21 protein-coding genes are annotated in these 23,910 nt (G+C 64.1%); 9 read left to right on the plus strand and 12 right to left on the minus strand.

Going from position 1 to position 23,910, the window contains the following annotated elements:
* Nucleotides 1–19 precede the first annotated feature (19 nt).
* Complete coding sequence (locus AB1Z25_RS20840) at nucleotides 20–553, plus strand: hemerythrin domain-containing protein (RefSeq protein ID WP_107801012.1); 534 nt, start codon at nucleotides 20–22, stop codon at nucleotides 551–553.
* A 90-nt stretch (nucleotides 554–643) separates the two neighbouring features.
* Here the strand turns inward: AB1Z25_RS20840 and tal are convergent, their stop codons facing one another.
* The 3 genes from tal to phoB all read right to left on the minus strand — a co-directional run bounded on the left by tal (nucleotide 644) and on the right by phoB (nucleotide 4,029).
* A complete protein-coding gene (gene tal / locus AB1Z25_RS20845; protein ID WP_486636078.1) occupies nucleotides 644–1,705 on the minus strand; it encodes a transaldolase in 1,062 nt (353 codons plus the stop codon).
* Between the two features lie 320 nt (nucleotides 1,706–2,025).
* On the minus strand, nucleotides 2,026–3,333 hold the full coding sequence (gene phoR / locus AB1Z25_RS20850; RefSeq protein ID WP_107801014.1) for a phosphate regulon sensor histidine kinase PhoR: 1,308 nt from the start codon (nucleotides 3,331–3,333) through the stop codon (nucleotides 2,026–2,028).
* A gap of 6 nt (nucleotides 3,334–3,339) precedes the next feature.
* On the minus strand, nucleotides 3,340–4,029 hold the full coding sequence (gene phoB, locus AB1Z25_RS20855) for a phosphate regulon transcriptional regulator PhoB (protein WP_048412957.1): 690 nt from the start codon (nucleotides 4,027–4,029) through the stop codon (nucleotides 3,340–3,342).
* 430 nt (nucleotides 4,030–4,459) lie between these two features.
* On the opposite strand from phoB, the gene AB1Z25_RS20860 reads away from it, so the two are divergent.
* Nucleotides 4,460–4,903, plus strand: coding sequence for an Lrp/AsnC family transcriptional regulator (locus AB1Z25_RS20860; RefSeq protein ID WP_019100282.1), 444 nt, complete (start codon nucleotides 4,460–4,462; stop codon nucleotides 4,901–4,903).
* A gap of 95 nt (nucleotides 4,904–4,998) precedes the next feature.
* Here AB1Z25_RS20860 and gap read toward each other — a convergent pair whose 3' ends face one another.
* From gap to AB1Z25_RS20890, 6 genes are all read right to left on the minus strand, one after another.
* Nucleotides 4,999–6,012: a type I glyceraldehyde-3-phosphate dehydrogenase gene (gene gap, locus AB1Z25_RS20865; protein ID WP_107801015.1), complete on the minus strand. Its 1,014-nt coding sequence runs from the start codon at nucleotides 6,010–6,012 to the stop codon at nucleotides 4,999–5,001.
* Nucleotides 6,013–6,243: 231 nt separating this feature from the next.
* Nucleotides 6,244–7,926, minus strand: coding sequence for an N-acetylglucosamine-specific PTS transporter subunit IIBC (gene nagE, locus AB1Z25_RS20870; RefSeq protein ID WP_227105579.1), 1,683 nt, complete (start codon nucleotides 7,924–7,926; stop codon nucleotides 6,244–6,246).
* A 159-nt stretch (nucleotides 7,927–8,085) separates the two neighbouring features.
* Nucleotides 8,086–10,590, minus strand: coding sequence for a phosphoenolpyruvate--protein phosphotransferase (gene ptsP / locus AB1Z25_RS20875; protein ID WP_486636079.1), 2,505 nt, complete (start codon nucleotides 10,588–10,590; stop codon nucleotides 8,086–8,088).
* 124 nt (nucleotides 10,591–10,714) lie between these two features.
* A complete protein-coding gene (locus AB1Z25_RS20880; protein WP_235085859.1) occupies nucleotides 10,715–11,737 on the minus strand; it encodes an SIS domain-containing protein in 1,023 nt (340 codons plus the stop codon).
* Complete coding sequence (gene nagA / locus AB1Z25_RS20885; protein ID WP_486636080.1) at nucleotides 11,718–12,839, minus strand: N-acetylglucosamine-6-phosphate deacetylase; 1,122 nt, start codon at nucleotides 12,837–12,839, stop codon at nucleotides 11,718–11,720. The genes AB1Z25_RS20880 and nagA overlap by 20 nt, the downstream gene beginning before the upstream one ends.
* Entirely contained in the window at nucleotides 12,836–13,570 is a 735-nt protein-coding gene (locus AB1Z25_RS20890) for a GntR family transcriptional regulator (protein ID WP_019101073.1), read from the minus strand. The genes nagA and AB1Z25_RS20890 overlap by 4 nt, the downstream gene beginning before the upstream one ends.
* A 438-nt stretch (nucleotides 13,571–14,008) precedes the next feature.
* On the opposite strand from AB1Z25_RS20890, the gene AB1Z25_RS20895 reads away from it, so the two are divergent.
* Both AB1Z25_RS20895 and AB1Z25_RS20900 read left to right on the plus strand, forming a co-directional pair.
* Nucleotides 14,009–15,172: a lytic polysaccharide monooxygenase gene (locus AB1Z25_RS20895; protein ID WP_486636081.1), complete on the plus strand. Its 1,164-nt coding sequence runs from the start codon at nucleotides 14,009–14,011 to the stop codon at nucleotides 15,170–15,172.
* A 195-nt stretch (nucleotides 15,173–15,367) separates the two neighbouring features.
* Nucleotides 15,368–15,895, plus strand: coding sequence for a cytochrome b (locus AB1Z25_RS20900; protein WP_235085850.1), 528 nt, complete (start codon nucleotides 15,368–15,370; stop codon nucleotides 15,893–15,895).
* Here the strand turns inward: AB1Z25_RS20900 and yedA are convergent.
* From yedA to tsaC, 3 genes are all read right to left on the minus strand, one after another.
* Complete coding sequence (gene yedA, locus AB1Z25_RS20905) at nucleotides 15,892–16,755, minus strand: drug/metabolite exporter YedA (protein WP_227105589.1); 864 nt, start codon at nucleotides 16,753–16,755, stop codon at nucleotides 15,892–15,894. The genes AB1Z25_RS20900 and yedA overlap by 4 nt on opposite strands.
* Before the next feature lie 85 nt (nucleotides 16,756–16,840).
* On the minus strand, nucleotides 16,841–17,509 hold the full coding sequence (tolQ, locus tag AB1Z25_RS20910; protein WP_019101077.1) for a protein TolQ: 669 nt from the start codon (nucleotides 17,507–17,509) through the stop codon (nucleotides 16,841–16,843).
* 26 nt (nucleotides 17,510–17,535) lie between these two features.
* Nucleotides 17,536–18,096, minus strand: coding sequence for an L-threonylcarbamoyladenylate synthase type 1 TsaC (gene tsaC / locus AB1Z25_RS20915; protein WP_227105591.1), 561 nt, complete (start codon nucleotides 18,094–18,096; stop codon nucleotides 17,536–17,538).
* Nucleotides 18,097–18,719: 623 nt separating this feature from the next.
* Here tsaC and AB1Z25_RS20920 point away from each other — a divergent pair.
* Genes AB1Z25_RS20920 through AB1Z25_RS20940 form a run of 5 tightly spaced genes read left to right on the plus strand, consistent with a single transcriptional unit; the run spans nucleotide 18,720 to nucleotide 23,902 of the window.
* Nucleotides 18,720–19,694: a KpsF/GutQ family sugar-phosphate isomerase gene (locus tag AB1Z25_RS20920; RefSeq protein WP_486636082.1), complete on the plus strand. Its 975-nt coding sequence runs from the start codon at nucleotides 18,720–18,722 to the stop codon at nucleotides 19,692–19,694.
* Nucleotides 19,648–20,469: an ABC transporter permease gene (locus AB1Z25_RS20925; RefSeq protein ID WP_486636083.1), complete on the plus strand. Its 822-nt coding sequence runs from the start codon at nucleotides 19,648–19,650 to the stop codon at nucleotides 20,467–20,469. Before AB1Z25_RS20920 ends, AB1Z25_RS20925 begins: the two co-directional genes overlap by 47 nt.
* On the plus strand, nucleotides 20,466–21,137 hold the full coding sequence (locus AB1Z25_RS20930) for an ABC transporter ATP-binding protein (RefSeq protein ID WP_227105603.1): 672 nt from the start codon (nucleotides 20,466–20,468) through the stop codon (nucleotides 21,135–21,137). The genes AB1Z25_RS20925 and AB1Z25_RS20930 overlap by 4 nt, the downstream gene beginning before the upstream one ends.
* A complete protein-coding gene (locus AB1Z25_RS20935) occupies nucleotides 21,121–22,239 on the plus strand; it encodes a KpsE/RkpR family capsule polysaccharide export protein (protein ID WP_486636084.1) in 1,119 nt (372 codons plus the stop codon). The genes AB1Z25_RS20930 and AB1Z25_RS20935 overlap by 17 nt, the downstream gene beginning before the upstream one ends.
* A gap of 4 nt (nucleotides 22,240–22,243) precedes the next feature.
* A complete protein-coding gene (locus AB1Z25_RS20940; protein WP_486636085.1) occupies nucleotides 22,244–23,902 on the plus strand; it encodes a polysaccharide biosynthesis/export family protein in 1,659 nt (552 codons plus the stop codon).
* Nucleotides 23,903–23,910: the final 8 nt, after the last annotated feature.

The following is a 23,910-nucleotide window of genomic DNA, read 5'->3' on the forward strand; positions in this document are numbered from 1 at the left end:
CCATCACAGGAGAACGCCCATGCTGACGCTGGACTCTCTGAGCAACGCCGCCGCGCCCAGCTTCGAACAGCCGCTGGAAATGCTGCAAGCTTGTCACGACAAGATTCGCCGCTTCTGCGAGCAATTGGATCAACTGCCCGCCTACATCGAGCAACACGGCGTCAACGAGGCCGCCCGCAATACGATAGACGGCGTGGTCCGCTACTTCGATCTGGCCGGCCCCGCCCATCACAGCGACGAGGAGGACGAGCTGTTCCCGCTGATTCTGGCGCGGGTGCCCACCGCCGCCTCCCGGCTGGAGCAACTGAGCGCCGAACACGGCTATCTGCATTCCTGCTGGAACGCGATCCGCGACGATCTGCTGGCGCTGCGCGACGGCAAGATCCACCGCATCAGCCGCAACGAGTTGGAGGAGTTCGCCCGCCAGTACCGCGAACACGCCGCAGCCGAGGAAAGCTGGCTGTTCCCCACCGCCGCCTCCGCCATCAGCGCCGAGGAAATGAGCGCCGCCGGGCAGCGCATGGCGGCGCGCCGGACGCAGCAGGCCGCCTGAACGACGGCCGCTCCAGGCCGCACGCGCAAAAAAGGCTGACCGCGACGGTCAGCCTTTTTATCTTGCCACGCTCAGCGCCTGTTGACGTTCTCAGGCGGTCAGCTTCAGCAGCTGCTCGAACGCGTCTTCGAACAGCTTCAAGCCGTCCTGCTGCAGCTTCTCGCCGGCGGCGGCCAGATCCACGCCGGACGCCCCCACCGCGTGCAACAGGGTTTGCGCGTCGTCCATGCCTTCCGGCAGCGTCAACGCGGCCTGGCCGTGATCGCGGAAGGCCGCCAGCGTGCCGTCCGGCACGGTGTTGACGGTTTCGTCGCCGATCAGGCTTTCCACGTAGAGCACATCGGAGTAAGCGGCGTTCTTGGTGCCGGTCGACGCCCACAGCAGATATTGCGGACGCGCGCCGGCGGCTTTCAGCGCGGCGAACTCGGCGCCGTGGAAACGTTCGCGGTAGCGGGCGTAAGCGGCCTTGGACAGCGCGATGGCCACCTTGCCCTGATGGGCTGCGCCCACTTGCGGATCCAGCAGGCTGTCGACGCGGGACAGGAAGAAGCTGGCCACCGCCTTGATCCCGGACACATCCTCGCCGTCGGCGCGACGGGCGGACAGGCCGGCGATGTAGGCGTCCCACACCGCTTCCACTTGCGGCAGCGAGAACAGCAGGGTGATGTTGACGTTGACGCCTTCGCGCGTCAGCGCCTGAAACGCGCGGATGCCGGCGGCGGTGGCCGGAATCTTGATCATGGCGTTGGGGCGGGCGATTTCCGCCCACAGGCGGCGCGCCGCGGCCAAGGTGCCGGCCTCGTCGTTGGACAGCTCCGGCGACACTTCCAGGCTGACATAGCCGTCGTTGCCCTGGCTGGCGTCGTACTGGCCGCGCAGCAGATCGCAGGCGGCCTGGATGTCCGGCACCACCAGCGCTTCGTAACGCGCCTCGGCCGACAGGCCGGCGTCCGCTTTCAGGCGGGCCAGGTCGGCCTGGTAGCTGGCGTCGCCGCTGATCGCCTTGTAGAAGATCGCCGGATTGGAGGTCACGCCGGCAATGCCGTCGTCGGCCAGCAGGCGAGCCAGTTCGCCGGAGGCGATCAGTTCGCGGGACAGATTGTCCAGCCAGATGCGCTGGCCGAAGGGGCGGATGGATTGCAGTCGATTCATGGTGGAACGATCCAGAATAAAGTCAGGGCGGACCCGGCGTCGCCGAGCCGGCCGGTGGTGGCCGCGCCATAGAGCCTGTTCAGAGTCTCGCGCACAAGGGCGAGACAAGACGAAAACAGCCGAGGAAGCGGAATGCACATACGGTACATGAGCATTTCGAAGCGGGTTTCTAACGCCGTATCGCCGAAGCGCAGCAGACTTTGAACAGGTTCTAAAATCGGCGGGCTAAAACGGACATCCTAACCCGCTTGGAGCGGCGCGCCAAGAGCGCCGACCCAAGCTTGCAAGAATACGCCGCATGCGGCCCCGCGGCGCGGCGCTCAGGCCGCTTGCGAGCCGCTGCGGCGGTCGCGCGGGAACACCGCGGAAAACACGCTGCCCTTGTCCGGCTCGCTTCTGATCTCCAGCCGCGCATGGTGGCGCGCCAGCACATGCTTAACGATGGCGAGGCCCAAGCCGGTGCCGCCGCTGCCGCGCGAACGGCCGCGGTCCACCCGGTAGAAACGCTCGGTCAGGCGCGGGATATGCTCGCGCGGGATGCCGATGCCGGTGTCGCTGACGGAGAAGCGCAGCTGCTCGCCCTCCTCCTTCCAGCTCAGCGTGATGCAGCCGCCCTCCGGCGTGTAGCGCACCGCGTTGGACACCAGGTTGCCGAAGGCCGAGTGCAGCTCCTGCTGGCTGCCCCACAGCCAGGCGTCGCTGTGCCGGTCCAGCTTGACCTGATGGCGGCCGTGGGACAGGCCCTCGGCCTCCACCATCAGCGTGTCCAGCATGTCCTGCATGTCCACCCGCTCCGACACCGTCGCCTTGGGGCTGTTCTCCAGCTTGGACAGGGTCAGCAAGTCCTCGACCAGGCTTTGCATGCGCCGCGACTGCTCCATCATCATCGGCAGAAACTGGCGGAAGGTGGCGTCGTCCACCTGCGGCATGTCTCCCAGCGTCTCCAGAAAGCCGCCCACCACGGTCAGCGGCGTGCGCAGCTCGTGCGAGACGTTGGCGACGAAATCCTTGTGCACGGTCTGCACCCTCTCCAACTGGGTGATGTCGCGGGTCAGCAGCAGCTTGCGGGTGGAGTCGAAGGGCACCATCTGCAAGGAGATCACCAGTTCGCGCGGCTGCACGAAGTTGAGCACCAGCGGCTGGCTGAAGCGCGCCTCGTTCATATAGGCGTGAAAGGCCGGTTGGCGGATCAGGTTGAGGATCTGGTTGCCGACATCGCGTTTGCGGTCCAGACCCAGATGCTCCACCGCCATCGGGTTGATCCATTCGATGCGGTCGTGCTCGTCCAGCACCACCACCCCGTCCGGCATCGCCTCCCCGGCATTGATGAAGCGCTCCAGCGCGTGGGTGAGCTTTTTCTGGCTCTGGCTCTGGGTGCGGGTGGTGCGGTACAGCGTCATGAAGATGGTGTGCCAGACACCGAAGCCGTCAGGCACCCGCTCCGGAGTCGGCCGTTGCAGCCAACGCAGCAGCAGCGCCACATGGTAGAGATTGAAGGCCAGCCAGCCGCCCAGGCAGATGGCCACCGCGATCAGTCCGTCTTCCGCCGACGAGCCCAGCCAGAAGCCGAGGCCGATGACGGCGGTCGCCAGCAGCGAGGCCAGCGTGCGTTTCAGAAATTCAGGCATCAGGCCTCACTGCTGGGTGGAAAAGCGATAACCGGTGCCGCGCACGGTCTGGATCAGCGTGTCGTGCCCGGTGCCCTCCAGCGCGCTGCGCAGCCGGCGGATATGCACGTCCACGGTGCGCTCTTCCACGAACACATGGTCGCCCCACACCTGGTCCAGCAGTTGGGAGCGCGAATGCACGCGCTCGGGGTGGGTCATGAAGAAGTGCAGCAGGCGGAATTCGGTGGGGCCCAGATCGATGACGCCGCCGTTGCCGGTGACGCGGTGGGTGACCGGGTCCAGCCGCAGGCCTTGCACATCCACCGCGTCGTCGGTCATCTGCGGCGCGCGGCGGCGCAACACCGCCTTGATGCGCGCCAGCAGCTCGCGCGGCGAGAAGGGCTTGGTGATGTAGTCGTCGGCGCCGGTTTCCAGGCCGGTGATCTTGTCCTGCTCGTCCGAGCGCGCGGTCAGCATGATGATGGGCACGTGGCGGGTGCGCTCGTCGGCGCGCAGGCGCTTGGCGATGTCCACGCCGCTGGCGCCCGGCAGCATCCAGTCCAGCAGCACCAGGTCAGGCAGCGCGTTGCGCACCAGCGTCAGCGCCGCTTCGGCGGTGCTGGCCCGCAGCACATGGTGGCCGGCCTGCGCCAGGTTGAAGGCAATCAGCTCCTGGATTGCCGGTTCGTCTTCAACAAGCAAGATATTGGCTGGCATGGTTGATCCATTCCCGTTTGAGTGTGTGGCAAGGATAAAAACGGGTGATTACAAAAATATGACATTTCGTCAAACTTTCCCACTTTGGCGCAGATTATTTTAACGCGCCAGCCGTAGACGCCTCAGCAAGCCAAAAAAAACGGGCCTGTTGCTGTGAACAGGCCCGGAATGGTCGTCGTCAATACAGATTTGATCTGACTAGAGACCAGGGACAAAGAGATCACCAGGACAGTTTCAAATGAGAGCGTTTTGGGACAATTCTCATCCGCAACGGATCTGGACAGGCGGGCCGCGGGACAGTGCGGCCAACCCTGATACGGCCAGCATTTTACGTAGCAAACAGGCGTTTTGATCAGATGGTTGATTGGATTTTCAGCCATTACGCCTTTTTTTATAAGTTTGTTTCGTCATATTTCCTTATAATCGAAGAATGGATAAATTTGATAGAAAAATCATCGCCGCACTGCACGAAAACGCCCGAATCAGCTTCGCGGAACTGGCCCGGCGGGTGAATCTGTCGCCGCCGGCGGTGGCGGACCGGGTGAGCAAATTGGAGCGCGGAGGCGTGATCACCGGCTACCGCGCCACCATCGATCCCAACAAGGTGGGCATGCCCATCTGCTGCATGATAGAGCTGACGGTCAAGCATCTGGAGTACTTCGCGGTGATAGAGGAAATCCGCACCATGCCGGAGATCATCGAATGCATGTCGGTGACCGGCACCAGCGGACTGATGATGAAAGTGGTGGTGGACAATATGCCCACGCTGCAGGCCTTGATCGCGCGGCTGATGCAGTTTGGCGACACCAAGACCTCGATCGTGATCGAGGTGCCGGTGCCGCCGCGGCTGCCGGATCTGCAGCAGGATGAATAAACCGGCGCCGTCCCAAGCGCCCGCTCCTGGCGCCGCGCCATGAAAAACGGACAGGCAAGCCTGTCCGTTTCTTGAGCCGGAACCCCGCTGGGCGCTTACTTGGCGGCCTGCCAGGCCACCGCGGTATCGATCATGCGGTTGGAGAAGCCCCATTCATTGTCGTACCAGGCCAGCACTTTGACTTCGCGGCCGCCGATGACGCGGGTCAGCGTGGCGTCGAAGGTGCTGGACGCCGGGTTGTGCAGGAAGTCGCAGGACACCAGCGGCAAGGTGTTGACGCCCAGCACGCCCTTGAGCGGGCCTTTGGCGGCGTCGCTGATCAGCTGGTTCACTTCTTCCTTGCTGGTATCGCGGCCGGCGGTGAAGGTCAGGTCCACCAGCGAGACATTGCTCACCGGCACGCGCACGGCGAAGCCGTCCAGCTTGCCCTTCAATTGCGGCAGCACCAGGCCCACCGCGGCGGCGGCGCCGGTCTTGGTCGGGATCATGGACACGGCGGCGGAACGGGCGCGGCGCAGGTCTTTGTGATCGGTGTCCAGCAGCACTTGGTCGTTGGTGTAAGCGTGCACCGTGGTCATCAGGCCGCGCTCGATGCCGATGGTGTCGATCAGCGGCTGCACCATGGGGGCCAGACAGTTGGTGGTGCAGGAGGCGTTGGAGACGATGGTCATCGCGCTGCTCAGCTGCTGGTGGTTGACGCCGTAAACCACGGTGGCGTCCACGCCTTCGCCGCCCGGAGCGGAGATCAGCACTTTCTTGGCGCCGGCCTGCAGATGCGCGCCGGCTTTTTCGCGGGTGGTGAACAAGCCGGTGCATTCCATCACCACGTCCACGTTCAATTCTTTCCACGGCAGCTCGGCCGGGTTGCGGATGGCCAGCAGTTTGATCTTCTTGCCGTTGACCACCAGGTGATCGCCGTCCAGCGCCACGGAAGCGGCGAACGGACCGTGCACGCTGTCGTAACGGGTCAGGTGTTCATGCAGCTCCGGCGAGGCCAGATCGTTGATGGCGACAATCTCGATGTCCTGATCGGCATAGCGCTCTTGCCATGCACGCACAATCATGCGGCCGATGCGGCCGTAACCATTGATAGCAACTCGCAACGTCATGATGCATCCTCCAAGTTGAAATGGCGCAAGGTCATCTTCCCGTGCCCTGCGCCACCACTGTCCGCCTGATTCCGCTTGTAATCAACTCGCTACATAAGTAGTGGGCGAATTACCAACATCGGCAGTGCGGAAATTGCGCCCAAGCTTGCCGTGCGTCAAATTCCGCCGGGCGACGCCCGGTTCTCAAGGCCTGTCCGAGGCCCCGCGACGCGCGGCGCATGGAAGCGACGCTCAGCCTTGCAATGCGGCGGCGTAATCGCCCGCGTCGCTATTCAATACTATATGCAATAGCGTGCCGGAGAAGGCGGTGACGCCGCTGGCCCCCAGTTGTTGCAGGGCGGCCTGGTCCACCAGCTCCGCGTTGGCCACTTCCACCCGCAGCCGGCTGCCGGCCACGGCTTCCACCTTGAGCACATTGGCCGCGCCGCCCAGCGCCGCCAGCCAGCGTTCGCGGTCTATGCCGACCACCTCGCCCAGGGCCTGCGCCGGCGCGGCCGCGCCCGCTTGGACGGCCGCCTCGGCGTCCGGGTTGCCCAGCGCGACGCGGATTTCGTCGGCGATCAGGTCCGCCTCCGGTCCCAGCACCACTTGCACGCTGCCCGCGGCCGGCTTGATCAGGCCGCGCGAACCCAGCGCCTTGAGCGCGGCTTCGCTCACCTTGTCGTTGCTGGCCACTTGCAGACGCAGACGGGTGGTGCAGGCGTCCACGGACTTCAGGTTGGCGGCGCCGCCCAGCGCGGCGATGAAGGCGCGCGCGCGGTCGCTGCCGGCGGCCACCGCCGCCACGGCCACCATCGCGTCTTCGCGGCCCGGGGTTTTCAGGTCGAATTTCTTGATGAAGAACACGAACAGCACGTAGTAGAGCGCGAAGTAGCCGATGCCCACCGGGATCAGCAACAGCGGCTTGGTGGACAGGCCGAAGTTCAGCAAGTAGTCGAACAGGCCGGCGGAGAAGCCGAAGCCCAACTTGATGTTGAGCGCGTGCATCAAGGCCATGGCCAGGCCGGTCAGCACCGCGTGGATGGCGTACAGCGCCGGAGCCAGGAACATGAAGGCGAACTCCACCGGTTCGGTGACGCCGGTCAGCATCGCGGTCAGCGCCATCGAGAACAGCAGGCCGCCGACGGCTTGCTTGTTCTCAGGCTTGGCGGTGCGGTACATCGCCAGGCAGGCGGCCGGCAGGCCGAACATCATCACCGGGAAGAAGCCGGACATGAACATGCCGGCCGTCTTGTCGCCGGCGAAGAAGCGGGTCAGGTCGCCGTGCACCACCTTGCCGGCGGCGGAGGCGAAATCGCCCACCTGGAACCAGACAATGGTGTTGAGGATGTGGTGCAGGCCGGTGACGATGAGCACGCGGTTGAGCACACCGTAGGCGAAGACACCGATCTCGCCGGCGCCGATCAACCAGCGGCCGACGCTGTCGATGCCGGTCTGCACCGGCATCCAGACATAGCCCAGCACCGCGCCCAACAAGAGCATGGAGAAGCCGGTGACGATGGGCACGAAGCGCTTGCCGCCGAAGAAGGCCAGGTAGCTGGGCAGCTTGATGTCCTTGTAGCGGTTGTACAGCGCCCCGGCCACCAGGCCGGACAGGATGCCGGACAGCACCCCCATATTGATTTTCTCGTCTATCACCTTGAGCACCGCGGTGATCACCAGATAGCCGATGGCGCCGGCCAGGCCGGAGGTGCCGTTGTTGTCCTTGGCAAAGCCCACCGCCACGCCGATGGCGAAGATCAGGGCCAGGTTGCCGAAGATGGCGTCGCCGGCCTGGGCCATCATCTTGATGTTGAGCAGGTCCGGCTGGCCCAGGCGCAGCAGCAAGCCCGCCACGGGCAGAACGGCGATCGGCAGCATCAGGGCGCGGCCCAGCTGCTGAATGCCAGCGAATTTATTGTCAGAGGTACTCACGTCTCGTCTCCCAGTGTATGGACGCCGATGGGGGCATGGCGCTCCAGGCTGCTACCTTCTTGTGTGTCTGTACCGCTCGCTGCCGCGTGTCCCCGCGGCATGCGATGACCTCAAAACCACTTCATAAAAGCCCCGCGCGCGCCTGCGCGCCGGGCCGATTCAATCTTCCGGCCACCATTCGGCGGCCTGCGCGCGCACCGCGGCGGCGGAGTCCAGCGTCAGCAATTGCTCGGCGCGCTTGCGGCAAGCCTGCTGGTCCAGCGTCCTCACCTTGGCCTTGATCTCCGGCACCAGGCCGGGGCTGACCGATAGTTCGGCGACGCCGAGGCCGACCAGCACCGGCGCGGCCAGCGGGTCCGAAGCCAGGGCGCCGCATACGCCCACCCATTTGCCGTGCTGGCTGGCGCCGGCCACCGTGCGTTCGATCAGCCTCAGCAGCGCCGGGTGCATCGCGTCCAGGCTGGCGGCCAGCGAGGCGTTGCAACGATCCATCGCCAGCGTGTATTGCGTCAGGTCGTTGGTGCCGATGGACAGGAAGTCGGCCTCGGCGGCCAGTTGGTCGGCCAGCAGCGCGGCGGAGGGCACTTCCACCATCACGCCCAGCTGCGGCCGCTCGCTCAGCCCCGCTTCCTCGGCCAGCGCGTCGATGCGCTGGCGCAAGCGCCGCAGTTCGCCGACATCGGCGATCATCGGCACCAGGATGCGCAGCAGGGACAAGGGCCGCAGCATCAGCAGCGCGCGCAGTTGCTCGTCCAGCATCTCCGGATGGGCGAAGCCGGTGCGGATGCCGCGCAGGCCCAGCGCCGGATTCGGCTCCGGCGGCAGGGTCAGATAGGGCACTTCCTTGTCGCCGCCCACGTCCAGCGTGCGGATGATGGCGACGCGGCCCTGTAATTCGTCCAGCACCGCCTGATAGGCGTTGGCCTGTTCGTAGCGATCCGGCGCGTCCTGACGGTCGATGAACAGAAACTCGGTGCGCAGCAGGCCGACGCTGTCGGCGCCGTGGCGCACCGCTTCGCGCGCGTCCTCTTCGTTGGCGATATTGGCGGCCACCTCGACGCGCACGCCGTCCAGCGTCACCGCGGCGCCGTCGGCGTCCGCGCGCATATCGGCGCGGCGGCTCTCGCGCTCCGCCATCGCCTGCCGGGCGGCGGCCAGCAGGGCCGCGTCCGGCGCCGGATGACAGCCGCCTTGGCTCGCATCCAGCAAGACTTCGCTGCCGGCGTCCAGCCGCAACACCTGAGGCCCGCAAGCCACCAGGGCCGGGATGCCCAACGCGCGCGCCAGGATGGCCACGTGGCCGGTGGCGCCGCCGGCGGCGGACAGGATGCCGGCCACCCGCTCGCGCGGCAGCCGGGTCAGTTCGGAAGGCGCCAGGTCTTCGGCCACCAGAATGGAGGCCGGATACAGTGCGGGCTCGCTTTGGGCGTCGCCCAACAGGGCTTTCAGCACTTGGCGTTCAATGTCTTTGAGATCCGCCACCCGTTCGGCCAGCAAGGGGCTGCCCAGGCCGGACAGCACGCGGCATTGCGCGCGCACCGCCTGACGGAAGGCGTGGCCGGCGCTGTGGCCGGCGGCGATGTCCCGTTCCGCCGCGTCCCGCAATTCCGGATCGTCCACCAGCGCCAGATGGGCGGCGAAGATGTCGCTTTGCGAGGTCTGGCCGCGGCGCAAGGCTGTGTCGATGGCGGCGGCGATGCCGGCGCTCACCTCGGCCAGCGCCCGGCGCAATTGCTCGCGCTCGCTGTCGGCGTTGACCGCGAACTCCGCCACCTGCGGCTCGAAGGCGTCGAGACGCACCACCTGGCCGATGGCCAGGCCCGGCGCCGCGCACACGCCGCCTATCCAGCCGGCCGGCAACGAGCGCGCCGGCGCGCTCGCCAAGGGCGCGGGCCCGCCGTGGCCGGATTCGGTGCGGGTCTGCAGCGCGGCGATCACCGCCGCGGCCGCGGCGGCCGCGTCCTCGCCCTGCGCCAGCACCGCCACATCGTCGTCCTCGGCCACGCCCAAGCCCATCAGGGCCACCACGCTGCGAGCGTTGGCCGCCTGGCCTTTGAACTCCACCCGCACGCTGGCGCGATATTGACGCGCCGCGTTCTGCACCAGCGCCGCCGGCCGCGCGTGCAGGCCGCCGGCATGGCGCACCGTGGCCTGACCGCGGCTTTCCGCGCCCTCGGCGCTGGGGGCCTCGTCGGCCGCCGCGCCGCCGGACAGCGTCAGAAACACGCTGCGGCCCGCCTGCTGCCAGCCCTCGCCCCGACTTTCCAGCGCATAAGCCTCGCCATTGGCGATCACCACCATGGTCAGCAGCGACGGCGCGCGCCGCGCCACCGCGTCCAGATCCACCTCGATCAGGGGCTGGCCCTGACGCACCGCGTCGCCGGCCTTGACCAGCGGCTTGAAGCCCTCGCCCTCCAGCTTGACGGTGTCGATGCCGATGTGGATCAGCACTTCCGCGCCGTTGGCGGCTCGCAGCGTCAAGGCGTGGCCGGTGCGCGCCAATTGCGCCACCTCGCCGTCACAGGGCGCCAGCAGGGTGCCGGACAGCGGCTCGATCGCCAGGCCGTCGCCCATCATCAAGCCGGCGAAGACCGGATCGGGCGCGCGGCTCAGCGGCACGGACGGCCCGTCAAACGGGGCCAGGAGTTCGAGCGTAGCGGACATGGGGGGCGTCTCCATTCTTACTGACTGATGTGTCTCCGCGGCCGGCGCGGCTTCCGCTGGACGCCGTTCGCGGCGCGCCCCGTTCGTGCAGACGGTCGGGGCGCGGTTTCAAGCAGGACCGGACTCAGCGCGTGCAAGTCACTTTGGACAAGTGGCGCGGCAGATCCGGGTTCAGGCCGCGCGCCTCGGACAAGCGCGCCGCCATCAGGTAGAAGCTCTGGATCGCCAGCAGCGGATCCAGCGCCTCGTCGTCGGCCAGCGCCAGGGTCAGGTCGCGGCTGGCGATATTTTCCGGCGCCGCCAGCAGCACCTTGGCGCCGCGGCCGCGCATCTCCTCGGCCAGATCGATCAGGCCCTGTTGCTCCGGCCCGCGCGGCGCGAAGATCAGCAGCGGATAGCCGTCGTCGATCAAGGCCATCGGCCCGTGCTTGATCTCGGCGCCGGAGAAGGCCTCGGCCTGGATCGCGCAGGTTTCCTTGAATTTGAGCGCGGCTTCCAGCGCCACGGCGAAGCCCAGGCCGCGGCCCACCACCATGATGCGTTCGGCGTCGCGCAAGACGTCCACCGCCGCCGTCCAGTCCTGGCGCGTGGCTTCGGTCAGGCGCTGCGGCAGATTGGCCAGCGCGGCCAGCAGCGCGTCGTCCGCCTGCCAGTGAGCGACCAGGCGCGCCACCGCGGACAGCGAGGTGATGTAGCTCTTGGTGGCGGCCACGCTTTTTTCGTCGCCGGCGCACAGAGGCACCACCCATTCGCAGGCGGCGGCCAGCGGCGATTGATGCTTGTTGACCAGCGCCGCGGTGCGCGCGCCGGCGGCGCCCAGCGCCTTCATGGTGTCGATCAGGTCTGGGCTTTGGCCGGACTGGGACAGGGCCACAGCCAGCTGGCCTTTCACCGCCAGCGGCGCGCGGTGCAGGGTCACCAGCGACATCGGCAAGGACACCACCGGCACGCCCAGCCGCTGCATCGCCAGATAGGCGAAGTAGTTGGCGGCGTGATCGGAACTGCCGCGGGCCACGGTCAGCGCCAGGCTGGGGCGTTCCACCGCCAGCGCGCGTCCCAGCGCGGCCAGCGCTTCATCGGCGTACATGTGTTGCGCGGCCACCGCCTCGGCGGCGTACAGCGCTTCTTCAAGCATCAACGAGGCCAATCTGTTCTCCCTCTACATAGACTTGCTGCAAATTCAAATCCGCGTCCATCGTCACGATGTCGGCCCAGGCGCCGACGGCGAGCCGGCCGCGATCGGCCAGGCCAAGGTAGTCGGCGGGATAGAGCGACAGCCGGTGCGAGGCGTCCGCCAGCGGCAGGCCGATGGACACCAGGTTGCGCAGCGCCTGGTCCATGGTCAGCGTGCTGCCGGCCAGGGTGCCGTCGGCCAGACGCACGCCGCCCATGCACTTGGTCACCGAGTGCGAACCCAGCTTGTATTCGCCGTCCGGCATGCCGGCGGCGGCGGTGGAATCGGTCACGCAGTAGAGGCGCGGAATCGAGCGCAGGGCGGCCCGGATCGCGCCCGGATGGACGTGGAGCAGATCCGGAATCAATTCGGCGTATTCGGCGTGCGCCAGCGCCGCGCCCACCATGCCGGGCTCGCGGTGGTGCAGGCCGCTCATCGCGTTGAACAGATGGGTGAAGCCGGACGCGCCTTGCTCCAGCGCCCGCACCCCGTCCTCGTAACTGCCCAGGGTGTGGCCCAGCTGCACCTTGACGCCCTGCTCCGCCAACTGGCGGATGATGTCCATATGACCGGCGATTTCCGGCGCCAGCGTGATCAGCGACACCGGCGCCAGCGAGCGGTACCAGTCCACCTGCTCCATCACCGCGCGGCAGGCGTCGTCGGGCTGGGCGCCCAGCTTGCCGGGATTGATGTAGGGGCCTTCCAGATGCACGCCCAGGATGCGGGCGCCGCCGGGCTGGCGTTCGCGACAGGAGGAACCGAGCGCGCGCAACACCTGCTCGATGTCGATCGGCGGCGCGGTCATGGTGGTGGCCAGCAAGGATGTGGTGCCGAAGCGGGCGTGCAGCCTGGCCACGCTCTCGGCGGCGCGGCCACCCTCCATGATGTCGACGCCGCCGCCGCCGTGGACGTGCAGGTCGATGAAGCCCGGCAGCAAATAACGCTCCACCGTTCGGCCGGAGGCCAAGCGCGCGTCTATGGCCTCGATGCGGCCGTCGGCAGCCAGTTTCAATTCGCCGTCCATCCAGCCGGCCTCGGTCAGGATGCGTCCTTGCAGCACTCGGTTTTGGGTCATCGTCTCAGTTCAGCAACAAAATCGTAGTAGTCGTTACGGCAATAGGTATCGGTCAATTCAATCGCGATGTTCTCGGCGTTGAAGCCGATGCGGGTGATCAGCAACATCGCTTCGCCGGGGCGGATGCCGGCCAGCGTGGCGATGTCGCCGGAGGCGTTCACCGCGCGGATATGCTGCAGCGCGCGCACCACCGAATGGCCGCTGGCGTCCAGATGGGCGTACAGCGAGGTGCCCACTTGCTGCGGCTCCGGCAGATACGCCACCGGCAGCGTCGTCATCTCGATCGCCATCACCACTCCGTCGGCCAGCCGCTGGCGCTTCAGCCGCGACACCTGCGAAGTGGGCGACAGCCCCAGCTTGATCACTTCTTCATTGCTGGGCGCGAACACGCCGCGCTCCAGCCACACCGACGACGGCACGAAGCCGCGCTGGCGCAATTGTTCGGTAAAGCCGGTCAGCCGCGACAAGGGCTGCTCCAGCCTCGGCGTGATGAAGGTGCCCGAGCCCTGGCGCCGGCGAATCAAGCCCTGCTCCAGCAGCACATCCATCGCCTTGCGCGCCGTCACGCGCGAAATGCCCAGTTCTTCGGAAAACGTGCGCTCCGACGGCAGCGCCTCATCCGCCTGCCACCAGCCGGCGTTGATGGCGTCGGCCAATTTCCGCGACAACTGCAGATACAGCGGCGTGGTCAGGGTTTCATCCGGTTTCAATGCAAGCCAGCGATTTTCCATGGTTGTCTGCAAGTGGTCTGAAAACCCCAGTGTATAACCTGGCTCCCCGGCTGGCATCTTCCACGCTGACGCGAGTCGATTCCGGCCTTCTGGCTTACCGCGAACGTTAATACCACATTAATACCACGTCAATACCATTTTATTTGCGCACATCATTGTCCGCTTGCTGCATGGCAGCAAAACGACAAACAGATGATTTGGCAGGGGAAATTGCGGGAGTAATGCGTATTGACCTGCGGGACAGGTCAGGTAATGAGCGTTTTTTGCAAGAATCAAGCAGATACAAGACCACACAGTAAGTGTGGCAATAGTACCTTTCGCCAAACTTACATTAAAAATAGTCGTCTCATTTTAAATCATATGGCATTCATATGATGATTGGACTGCTCGGCAAACTGCTGGGCGCTTGCATACCACTCGTAGCTCAAAGGAGTCAGAATGAAACCACAACTGCGCCTTCCCGCCGCCCTCGCCCTGGCCTGCCTCAGCGCGCCGCTCTGGGCCCACGGCACCATGGAAGTGCCGATCAACCGCACCTACAACTGCTTCAAAGAGGGCGCGGAATCGCCGAAATCCGCCGCGTGCCAGGAAGCCCGCCGCGTGGGCGGCACCCAGGCCATGTACGACTGGAACGGCATCAACCAGAACCCGCAGGGCGACAACCACGCGGCGGTGGTGCCGGACGGCAAGCTCTGCGCCGGCGGCCAGGACAAGTTCAAGGGCTTCAATCTGGGACGCACCGACTGGCCGAAAACCAAGCTGGTGCCGGACGCCAACGGCAACTACGAGTTCGTCTACCACGCCACCGCGCCGCACTCGACCAAATACTTCAAGTTCTACGTCACCAAGAACGGCTGGGATCAGACCAAGCCGCTGAAGTGGTCCGACCTGGATCCGCAGCCCTTCCACACCGTGACCGGCAACCCGCCGCTGGACGCCAACAAGCGCTACCACATGGTGGCCAAGCTGCCGGCCGGCAAGAGCGGCCCGCACATCATCTTCAACGTCTGGAAGCGCGCGGACAGCGAGGAAGCGTTCTACTCGTGCTCCGACGTGGTATTCGGCGACGGCACCAATCCGCCGGAACCGCCGCCGGTAACCAATCCGTGGAAGGAAATCGGCAAGGTGACCGCTTATGAAAACCTGCCGAACAACAGCACCGCCACCCTGCGCGTGTTCGACGCCAGCGGCCGCGACGCCGAAACCATCCCGGTCAAGCTGGACGCCGTCAGCGGCCAGATGGCGAACTGGCCGTACGAGCTGGGCGTGAAAGTGAACGCGACCTCCAAAGCGATCCGCATCGGCGTGATGAATCAGAAGCAACGCACGGTGAGCATCACCCCGGAACGCAGCGCCACCGCCAACCGCGTGTACCTGAACGACAGCTACAAGGGCTACACCTATCAGATCGACCTGAAAAAGGGCGACGGCGGCATCAACCCGCCGCCGGTGGGCGACACCTGGAAGGAAGGCCTGTCCTACACCGCCGGCCAGATCGTCAGCTATCAGGGCAAGAAGTACCGCTGCCTGCAGCCGCACACCGCCTGGGCCGGCGCAGGCTGGACTCCGTCCACCCAACCCGCCTTGTGGGCTCCGGCCTGACCGTCCCCTTGTCAGCGCGCGGGCTGAACGCCTGACGCGCTGACTCGCCGGCCTTCCCCGTCCCGGAAGGCCGGTCTCTCCCACACTCCTCCTGCCGCAGGCCCATTCCTTGGATGGCCACCGCGCCATGCCCGCGACGCAGGCAGGACGGCGGCCGCGCGTCGCCTGCCGGGATTCGCAAGAAAGCCGATTCCGATGGAAACTTCAACCCAGACCTATCCGCCCATCGCCGCCTGGCTGCACTGGATTTGCGCAGTCGTGATCCTGTGGGCGATGATCAGCGGCTTCGCGCTCGCCTCCGGCGCGCTGCCGCCCGCCGTCGCCGCGGCGATTCCGCCGTTCAACGTTGCGCTGACCACCTTGTTGATGCCGGTCTTCCTGCTGCGCGTCGTCTACCGCGCCAGCTTCCGCATGCCGCCGCCGGCCGGCGTTCCGCCCGCCAAGCACCGGCTGGCGCGCCGCGCCCACGCGCTGCTCTATCTGCTGAGCTGTCTATCGCTGGCCAGCGGCTGGCTGATGATGGAGCGGCCGGTCGACGTGTTCGGCCTGATCACGCTGCCGCCCAGCCTGGAAGCCGGCGCGGCCACGCGCGCGCTGGCCAGGCTGCACTTCGCCAGCAATGTGCTGCTGGCTCTGCTATTGACCGCCCACATCGGCGCGGTGATTCAACACCAGCGCCAAGGCCGGCGCCTGCTACGGCGCATGTCGCTGCTGACGGGCTAACGCCGCCAGCTGATCAAGACCACCGCCGCCACGATCACGCTCATCGCCAGCATCTCGTGCAGGCCGATATGCTCGCCGAGGAAGACCACGCCCAGCAAAACCGCGATCACCGGGTTGACGTAGGCGTAGCTGGTGGCGGCGGCCGGAGACACCGTCTTCAGCAAGTGCAGATAGGCGCTGTAAGCGATGATGGAGCCGAACACCGCCAGGTAAAACAAGGCCAGCCAGCTTGACAGCGTCGGCATCGCCTGCAGCTTCTCGCCATAAGCCTGGCTGGCCAGCAACAAGGCTGCGCCGCCGAAAATCATCATCCAGGCGCTGCCCATCGGTCCCTTGGGCTGAGCCAGATGGCGGCTCCAGGCCGAGCCCAGCGCCCAACCGGCGGAGGCCAGCAGCAGCAGCGCGGCGCCGCTGGGGCTGGCCTTCAGATTGGCCCCCATATTCAACAGCACCATGCCGCAAACGCCCAGACCGATGCCGGCCCATTCCACCTTGCGCGCCTTTTGGCCGAACATGCGCGCGAACAACAGGGTGAACAGCGGCACGGTGGCGATCACCAAGGCGGCCACGCCTGAGGACACGTCTTTCTCCGCCACCGTGACCAAGCCGTTGCCCACCGCCGGCATCAGCACGCCGAGCAAGGCGGCGCCGCCCAGCTCCCGCGCGTTCGGCATCGGGTATTTGCGCAAGCATAGATAGGCCAGCATCAGCCAGCCGGCCAGGGAAAAGCGCAGGCCGGCCATCATCATCGGCGGCCAGGACTCGATGCCTATGCGTATGCCCATATAGGTGGAGCCCCAGATCACGTACAGGGCGAAGAAAGCGGCTAAGGTCAGCGGGGGGATGCGCGAAAACGGCATGGTGCGGCTCGGGAAAGTGGAACCGGATACCATGCCGTATGGGAATGTCCGTGGCAAGTCCAATTTTGCCGCGGACGGGCCAGGCTTAACGCGTGGCCAAGCGCTGCAGGATGTTGGAGAACTCTTCCATATAACTGTCGAAGCGGGTAGCCAAGCGGTCGACGTCGGTGGCGAAGCGGTTGTAGGCCACCACCGCCGGAATCGCGGCGAACAGGCCGATGGCGGTGGCCACCAGCGCCTCGGCGATGCCCGGCGCCACCGTGGACAAGGTGGCCTGGCCGGCGTTGCCCAGGCCGATGAAGGCATGCATGATGCCCCACACCGTGCCGAACAGGCCGATGTAAGGACTGACCGAACCGACGGTGGCGAGGAAGGAGGTATGGCTGTCCAGGGCGTCCAGCTCGCGCTGCGCCGCCGCCTTCATCGCCCGGCGCGAGCCGGCCATGATGTCGGACAGCTCGGTGCCGTTGCGGCCGCGCAGCTTCAGGAACTCGGCGAAACCGGACTGGAAAATGCGCTCCATGCCCACGGTGTCGCTACGGCGGCTGGCGTCCTCGTACAAGCGGTTCAGGTCCGCGCCGCTCCAGAAATTACGCTCGAACTCATCGCTATTGCGCCGCGCCGCGCGCAGCACGGCGATCTTGTTGAAGATCAGGGCCCAGGACAGCACCGACATCAAGGCCAGGCCGGCCATCACCAATTGCACCATCAGGCTGGCGTCCAGGATCAGGCTCAGGAAGGAAATCTGTTGCACGGCAACTCCTCTTGTAATCGCCAGGCTCAGCGCAACACGCGGCCTGTTTCCAAATCAATGATGGTGGACGGTTTGCGCCGCTTGCCGATGCGGCCCGGCAGGGTCAGCACCCGCTGGCGGAAAGCCTCGCGGCAGGCCCGCGCGGTTTTCAGCGATTGCTGGCCGGCGCGGTTGGCCGAGGTGGACACCAGCGCCGTGCCCAGGCTGCGGCACAAGGCCGCCGCCTCGCCATGCGCTGTCACGCGCACGGCGATCTTGTCGTGTTTGCCGCGCAAGGCCGGCGGCACCCGGCTCGAGGCCGGCAGCAAAAAAGTATATGGACCGGGCCAGTAGCGCGCCAGTTCCGCGTATTGGGCGGCGCTCAACGGACGGATCAGATGACGGATCTGGGAGACGTCGGCCGCGATCACGATCAGCCCCTTGTGATTGGGCCTGGCCTTGATCGCCAGAATTTTGCGGATAGCGCGCACATCCAGCGGATTGCAGCCCAGGCCGTAGCAGGACTCGGTGGAATAGGCGATGACCTCGCCTTGCTTCAAGGCGGCGCGGGCCTGCTGTTGCAGGGCGCGGCCGGGCAGACGGGGCACGGGCCGCACCTGGCCTGGCGTGAACTTCATGATGGACGGCGATGCGAAAGTAAAGCCGCATTGTACCGCTGTCCGCGGCGGCGACCTAGCGCTTCGACGCCGCGTCGTCAACATCCTCCGGCGCCGGCCGCCAGGCGTAGCAGCGAAGCGGCGGCCTGTCGCTGCGAAATTGCTTCAACCAATACGCCAGCCGGCGCCAGCAGCGGCGCTCATGACGCAGGAAATATGTTAGTTGGCGACGCCAGCTCCCTGGCTCAGCAGCCTCTCCCTCGTCCACCTCCAGCATGATGCCTCCCTAGGGTATACGCGCCGCGAGTCCTGCAAGAGCCGCGGCCCAAGCCAGCGATCAGGCCTGACAGGGATACTCTACAAAAACACATATAAATATAAAATATAGATAAATATATATTTTATTAAGAAATAGAAAACAATCCTTTCAATATTAATATATTAATTAAAAATCATGAACAACCTCATGCTCAGCACAGACAGGCAAAACCTAGTTTTTTTAAGACTTTTCCTAATGATGATATTTCATGTCAATGCTAGCATCATGGGCAAACCTATAACCTACAACAAACAAAAGCTTATACAGCTTAAAACCCTCAAAAATTCATCAAAGGATGCGGCAACGAAAGCCCTATCTGGATATAAAAATCATGAATGCCATTCAAACCGGAATAAATGTCCTGCGCACGCAAGGACAGGCCTTGATCCGACAAGCCGACACGCTGTCGGCGTCCTTCTCTCGCGCCATTGACTTCATGTACGCCACCACCGGAAAAGTCATCGTTTCCGGCATGGGCAAATCCGGCATCATCGGCCGCAAAATCGCCGCGACCCTGGCCTCCACCGGCACCCCCAGCTTCTTTGTCCATCCCGGCGAAGCCTTTCATGGCGATCTTGGAATGATCATGTCCAATGACTGCCTGCTGCTGATCTCCAATAGCGGGGAAACCGAGGAGGTGCTGCGTCTGCTGCCCTATCTCAAACACATCCAGGCCAAGGTTATCGCCATCACAGGCAAATCGGGCTCCACCCTGGCCACGCAAGCCGATTTGTCGCTCCCCATCCCAGTGGAGCGCGAAAGCTGCCCCAACAATCTGGCGCCCACCACCTCCACCACGCTCGCTCTGGCCATGGGCGACGCACTGGCCATGGCGCTGATGGAAAGGCGCCAGTTCCAGGCCGAAGATTTCGCCCGTTTCCATCCCGGCGGCGCGCTCGGCCGAAAGCTGCTGACCAAGACGAGAGACGCAATGCAGGCGCGCGTTCCCTTCAATCTTCCGGACGATAGCTTCAAAACCATCGTCAGCTCCATTACCGAAGGCTGCCTGGGCTTAACCGTGGTAGGCGCTCCCGACGCCCCCGCCATAGGCATCATCACCGACGGCGATTTGCGCCGCGCCATTGAACAGCACGAAGACCTCAAATCGCTGCGCGCTCGCGACATCATGAGCCCATCGCCATTTCACATTGCCGCGGAAGCCATGCTGTCGGAAGCGGAAACGCTGATGCAGCAGCACAAGATCACGGCCTTGCTGGTCACCGATGAAGAGCGGCGAACCGTCGGCGTCATCAAATCGTTCGATATCTGATATGCGCAGCGGCTTCGACATCATGCGCACCACCGTGCACGCGCTACTGCTCAGAGAGCTGAAAACCCGCTTTGGCAAGTATCGGCTGGGTTATCTATGGGCGTTGTTGGAACCTGTGGCGCATATGGCCATCCTGTTGCTGGCGCTTGGCTTCATCATGCGACGCGCGATGCCCGGCGTTTCATTCCCGGTCTTTTTGCTCAGCGGCATTGTGCCTTACATGCTGTTCAGCAATATCTCCCTGCGCTCCTTGAACGCCATTGAGGCTAATCGCGGCCTGTTCAGCTACCGCCCGGTACACCCGCTGGACGCGGTACTGGCCCGGGCACTGCTCGAGAGCCTGATCTATGTGCTGGTTTACCTCATGCTGATGAGCGGCCTGTGGCTGGCAGGAGAAACCATACAGCTCAGCCAATTGCCGCTGCTGACCACGGCATGGCTGCTGCTGAGTCTGCTGGCCTTGGGCTGTGGCCTGGTCTTCATGGTCCTGGGCCATGCGTTCAAAACGGCCGAAAAACTGTTACCCATCTTGATGAAGCCACTTTACTTCCTCAGCGGGATCATGTTCCCCCCCAGCCTGATCCCCGGCGATTATCGCTGGCTGGTGGATTGGAACCCTCTGCTGCACGCCTTCGAATTGATGCGGCACGCGATCTTGCCCGGCTACCCGCTGAACGACGACAGCCTGTCCTACCTCTTCGCCTGGACGCTGGCCCTGCTGTTTGCCGGCTTATCTCTCTATAAGGGCCGGGAACCGGCCATGTTGCGCTCATGATCCAGATACACAAACTCAGCAAATCCTATAAGACGCCAAGCGGACGCTTCTATGTCTTCAAAGACCTCAACCTTGAGATTCCATCCAATGTCAGCGTCGGCCTGATCGGCCGCAACGGCGCGGGCAAATCAACCTTGCTGCGCATCATCGGCGGCATGGATCGGCCGGACGGCGGCAGCATCGCCACCCGGCACAGCATCTCCTGGCCGGTGGGTTTGGCCAGCGGCTTTCAAGGCAGTATGACCGGGCGGGAAAACGTCAAATTCGTCGCCCGGCTCTATGCCCCCAAAAACGCACTGAACGACAAGGTCGCCTTCGTCGAAGACTTTGCGGAACTGGGCAACTACTTCGATATGCCGATCAAAACCTATTCCTCCGGCATGCGATCGAGACTCGGCTTTGGCCTGTCGATGGCCTTCCCTTTCGACTACTACCTGGTCGATGAGGTCACCGCGGTGGGCGACGCCGCCTTCAAACGGAAAAGCGCGGCACTGATGCAGGAGCGCCGCCAACACAGCCAGTTCCTGATGGTGTCGCACTCCATGTCCGAACTGAAGAAATTCTGCGACGCCGGACTATTGATCGGCCGCTCTCAGGTCCGCTATTTCCAAAACATTGACGATGCAGTCCAAGCCTATCGGGAAGAAGAAAATGTCGACGTGGTTTGACCGTTTCCGGCCCCAGGCCCTGCTCGCCCACCTTGTCTCTCCATGGGTCTGCATCGGCCTGCCGCTAGCCTTGTGCGGCGGATATTTTGCCCTGATCGCCCAGGACCGTTATGTCAGCGAATCCAAAGTCATCGTCAAGCGCTCCGGCGATGGCGGCGGCGATCTGAACCTGAGCACGCTGCTGGGGGCCGGGGCCTCCACCATCCGGGAAGACGCCATGCTGTTGCAGCAATACATACATTCGCCGGACATGCTGCAGCGGCTGGAGCGGCGGCTGGCGCTCAAGCAGGCTTATCTCGCCGCCGGTCTGGACTGGCCGCATCAGTTGGCCAAATCGGCCAGCAAGGAAGACACGCTGGCTTTCTACCGTAACAAGGTCGGCGTCCAATTCGACGATAAAACCTCCTTGCTGACGATACGCAGCCAAGGCTTCACCCCCCAGTTCGCCCAACAACTGAATCTCGCCATCCTGCAAGAATGCGAGCGCTTCATCAACGGGCTGTCGCAGGCCATCAGCCGCAATGAACTGGCCTTCGCCCAGCAGGAGGCGGAACGCGCCTATCTGGGCCTGAACGCCGCCAAGGAAGCCTTGCTGAAATATCAGAACAGCCATGGTCAGCTCGACCCTGTCGCCCAAGCTCAGGCCGCCGGCCAACTCCTAGCGGAACTGCAGGCCAAGCAAACGCAGTTGGAGGCGGAGCTACGCAATTTACAAAGCTATCTGCAAAGCGATTCCCCACAAGTCACCGCTCTGACGGGTGCGCTCGAGGCGCTGAAAGCCCAGCTTCTCCATGAAAAGAGCAAGCTGGCCGCCCCCGAGGACGGAAAGCTGAATCGTCAAGCCGCCCAATATCAGGAACTGAAGTCAAAAGTCGACTTTCAAGCCGACCTGTACAAGTTGGCGCTGACCGCGTTGGAGAAAAGCCGGGTAGAGGCCAGCCATAAACGCAAAAGCCTTGCCGTCGTGAGCTCGCCACAACTGGCGGAAGACGCGGAATACCCACGCAAGCTTTATACCCTGGCCACGCTGCTGATCGCCTGCAGCCTGCTCTACGGCTTCGTACGCCTGGCCCTGTCCATCATCGAAGATCACAAGATTTAGCCCCATGATGCAACACGCCAAGATCCTCCCGTTTCTTTGCCTGGCCCTAAGCCAGGCCCACGCAGTGTCGCTTCTGCCCGGCTCGCAAGCAGAGTCGGAGCAGCCCCTGCGGCAGCAGGCCGCCGAGCGGGCAATACCGCCTCCGCCACAGGAGGCCCCGATCATCGTCCCGCCACAAGCGCCCGGTCGCATGTTCGGCTCGCAACTTTTTGGCGGCGCCTTCCGCAATAGCGCAGGCCAGGGCTTCAACCCCAACTACCAGCTGAGCATCGGCGATCGCATCGCGCTGCGCCTATGGGGCGCCTTCAACTTTGACGCGCAGCTGCTCATCGATCCCCAGGGCAATATTTTCATTCCGAACATAGGCCCCGTGTCGGTCGCCGGCATACGCAACGGCGAATTGAACGCGGCGGTGTCAAACCGAGTGCGTCGCGTCTACAAGGCCAACGTCAACGTCTACGCGGCGCTGGACATCGCTCAGCCGGTCAAGGTCTTCGTCACCGGCTTCGTCAAACAACCCGGCCTCTACGGCGGCATCGCGGCCGACAGCGTACTCAGCTATCTGGACAAGGCCGGCGGCGTCGACGCCGAGCGCGGCAGCTATGTCGACATTCAGATCAAGCGCGGCGACATCCTGCGCCAGCGCGTCAACCTCTACGACTTTCTGCTTCAGGGCCGGATGGACATGACGCAGTTCTCCGACGGCGACGTCATTGTGGTCGGCCCGCGCCAGCATACCTTCACGGTCAGCGGCGAGGTGTTCAATGCCTATGACTTCGAATTTGGACAGAACAGCATCAGCCTGCAGCAAGCCTTGCAAGTCTCCCGCCCCAAGCCCGGAGCCACTCACGCCAGCATCATTCGTCGCCAGGGCACGCAGAAGCGCAGCGAATACTACCCGCTGGAACAAGCTGGAAATGTGGTGTTGCAGGATGGCGATCAGCTATTGATCAGCGCCGACCGTTACGTCGGCACCATCCAGGTGCGAGTGGAAGGCGCCCATTCCGGCGAACACGCCATCGTACTGCCCTACGGAGCCAGCATGGCCGACGTGCTGGCCAAGCTACAAGCGAACAGCATGTCTCAGATAGAAGCGCTGCAGCTGTTTCGCAAATCTGTGGCCGAACGGCAAAAAACCATGCTGGAACAATCATTGCAGAAATTGCAGGAGGCTGCGCTCTCCGCCCGCTCCGCCACCAAGGAAGAAGCGGATTTACGGGTTAAAGAAGCCGAGTTGATTGAACGCTTCGTGGCCCAAGCCAGCAAGATTGAACCACGGGGACAAGTGGTACTGAATCAGGACAACCTGCAAACCACCTTGCTGGAGGATGGCGACATTATCCGCATCCCTGAAAAAACCAGCGTCGTGATGGTACATGGCGAGGTGCTGTTTCCCAATGCCGTTAGCTGGCAGAAAAACTTTAATGTCGGTGACTACATCAACCGTGTTGGCGGCTATTCCCAAGGGGCTGACCACTCCCGCCTGATCTTGATAAAACAAAACGGCGAAGTTCAAGCCGCGGCCTCTCGCGACCAGGTGGTTGCCGGTGACGAAGTCATGGTGCTGCCGAAAATTAGCAGCAAAAACATTGAAGTAGTACGCGGAATATCCCAAATCATTTACCAAATTGCCGTTGCCGCAAAAGTCATTCTCAATCTGTGATCGCTGGA

This window comes from Chromobacterium sp. HL1 (assembly GCF_057418835.1).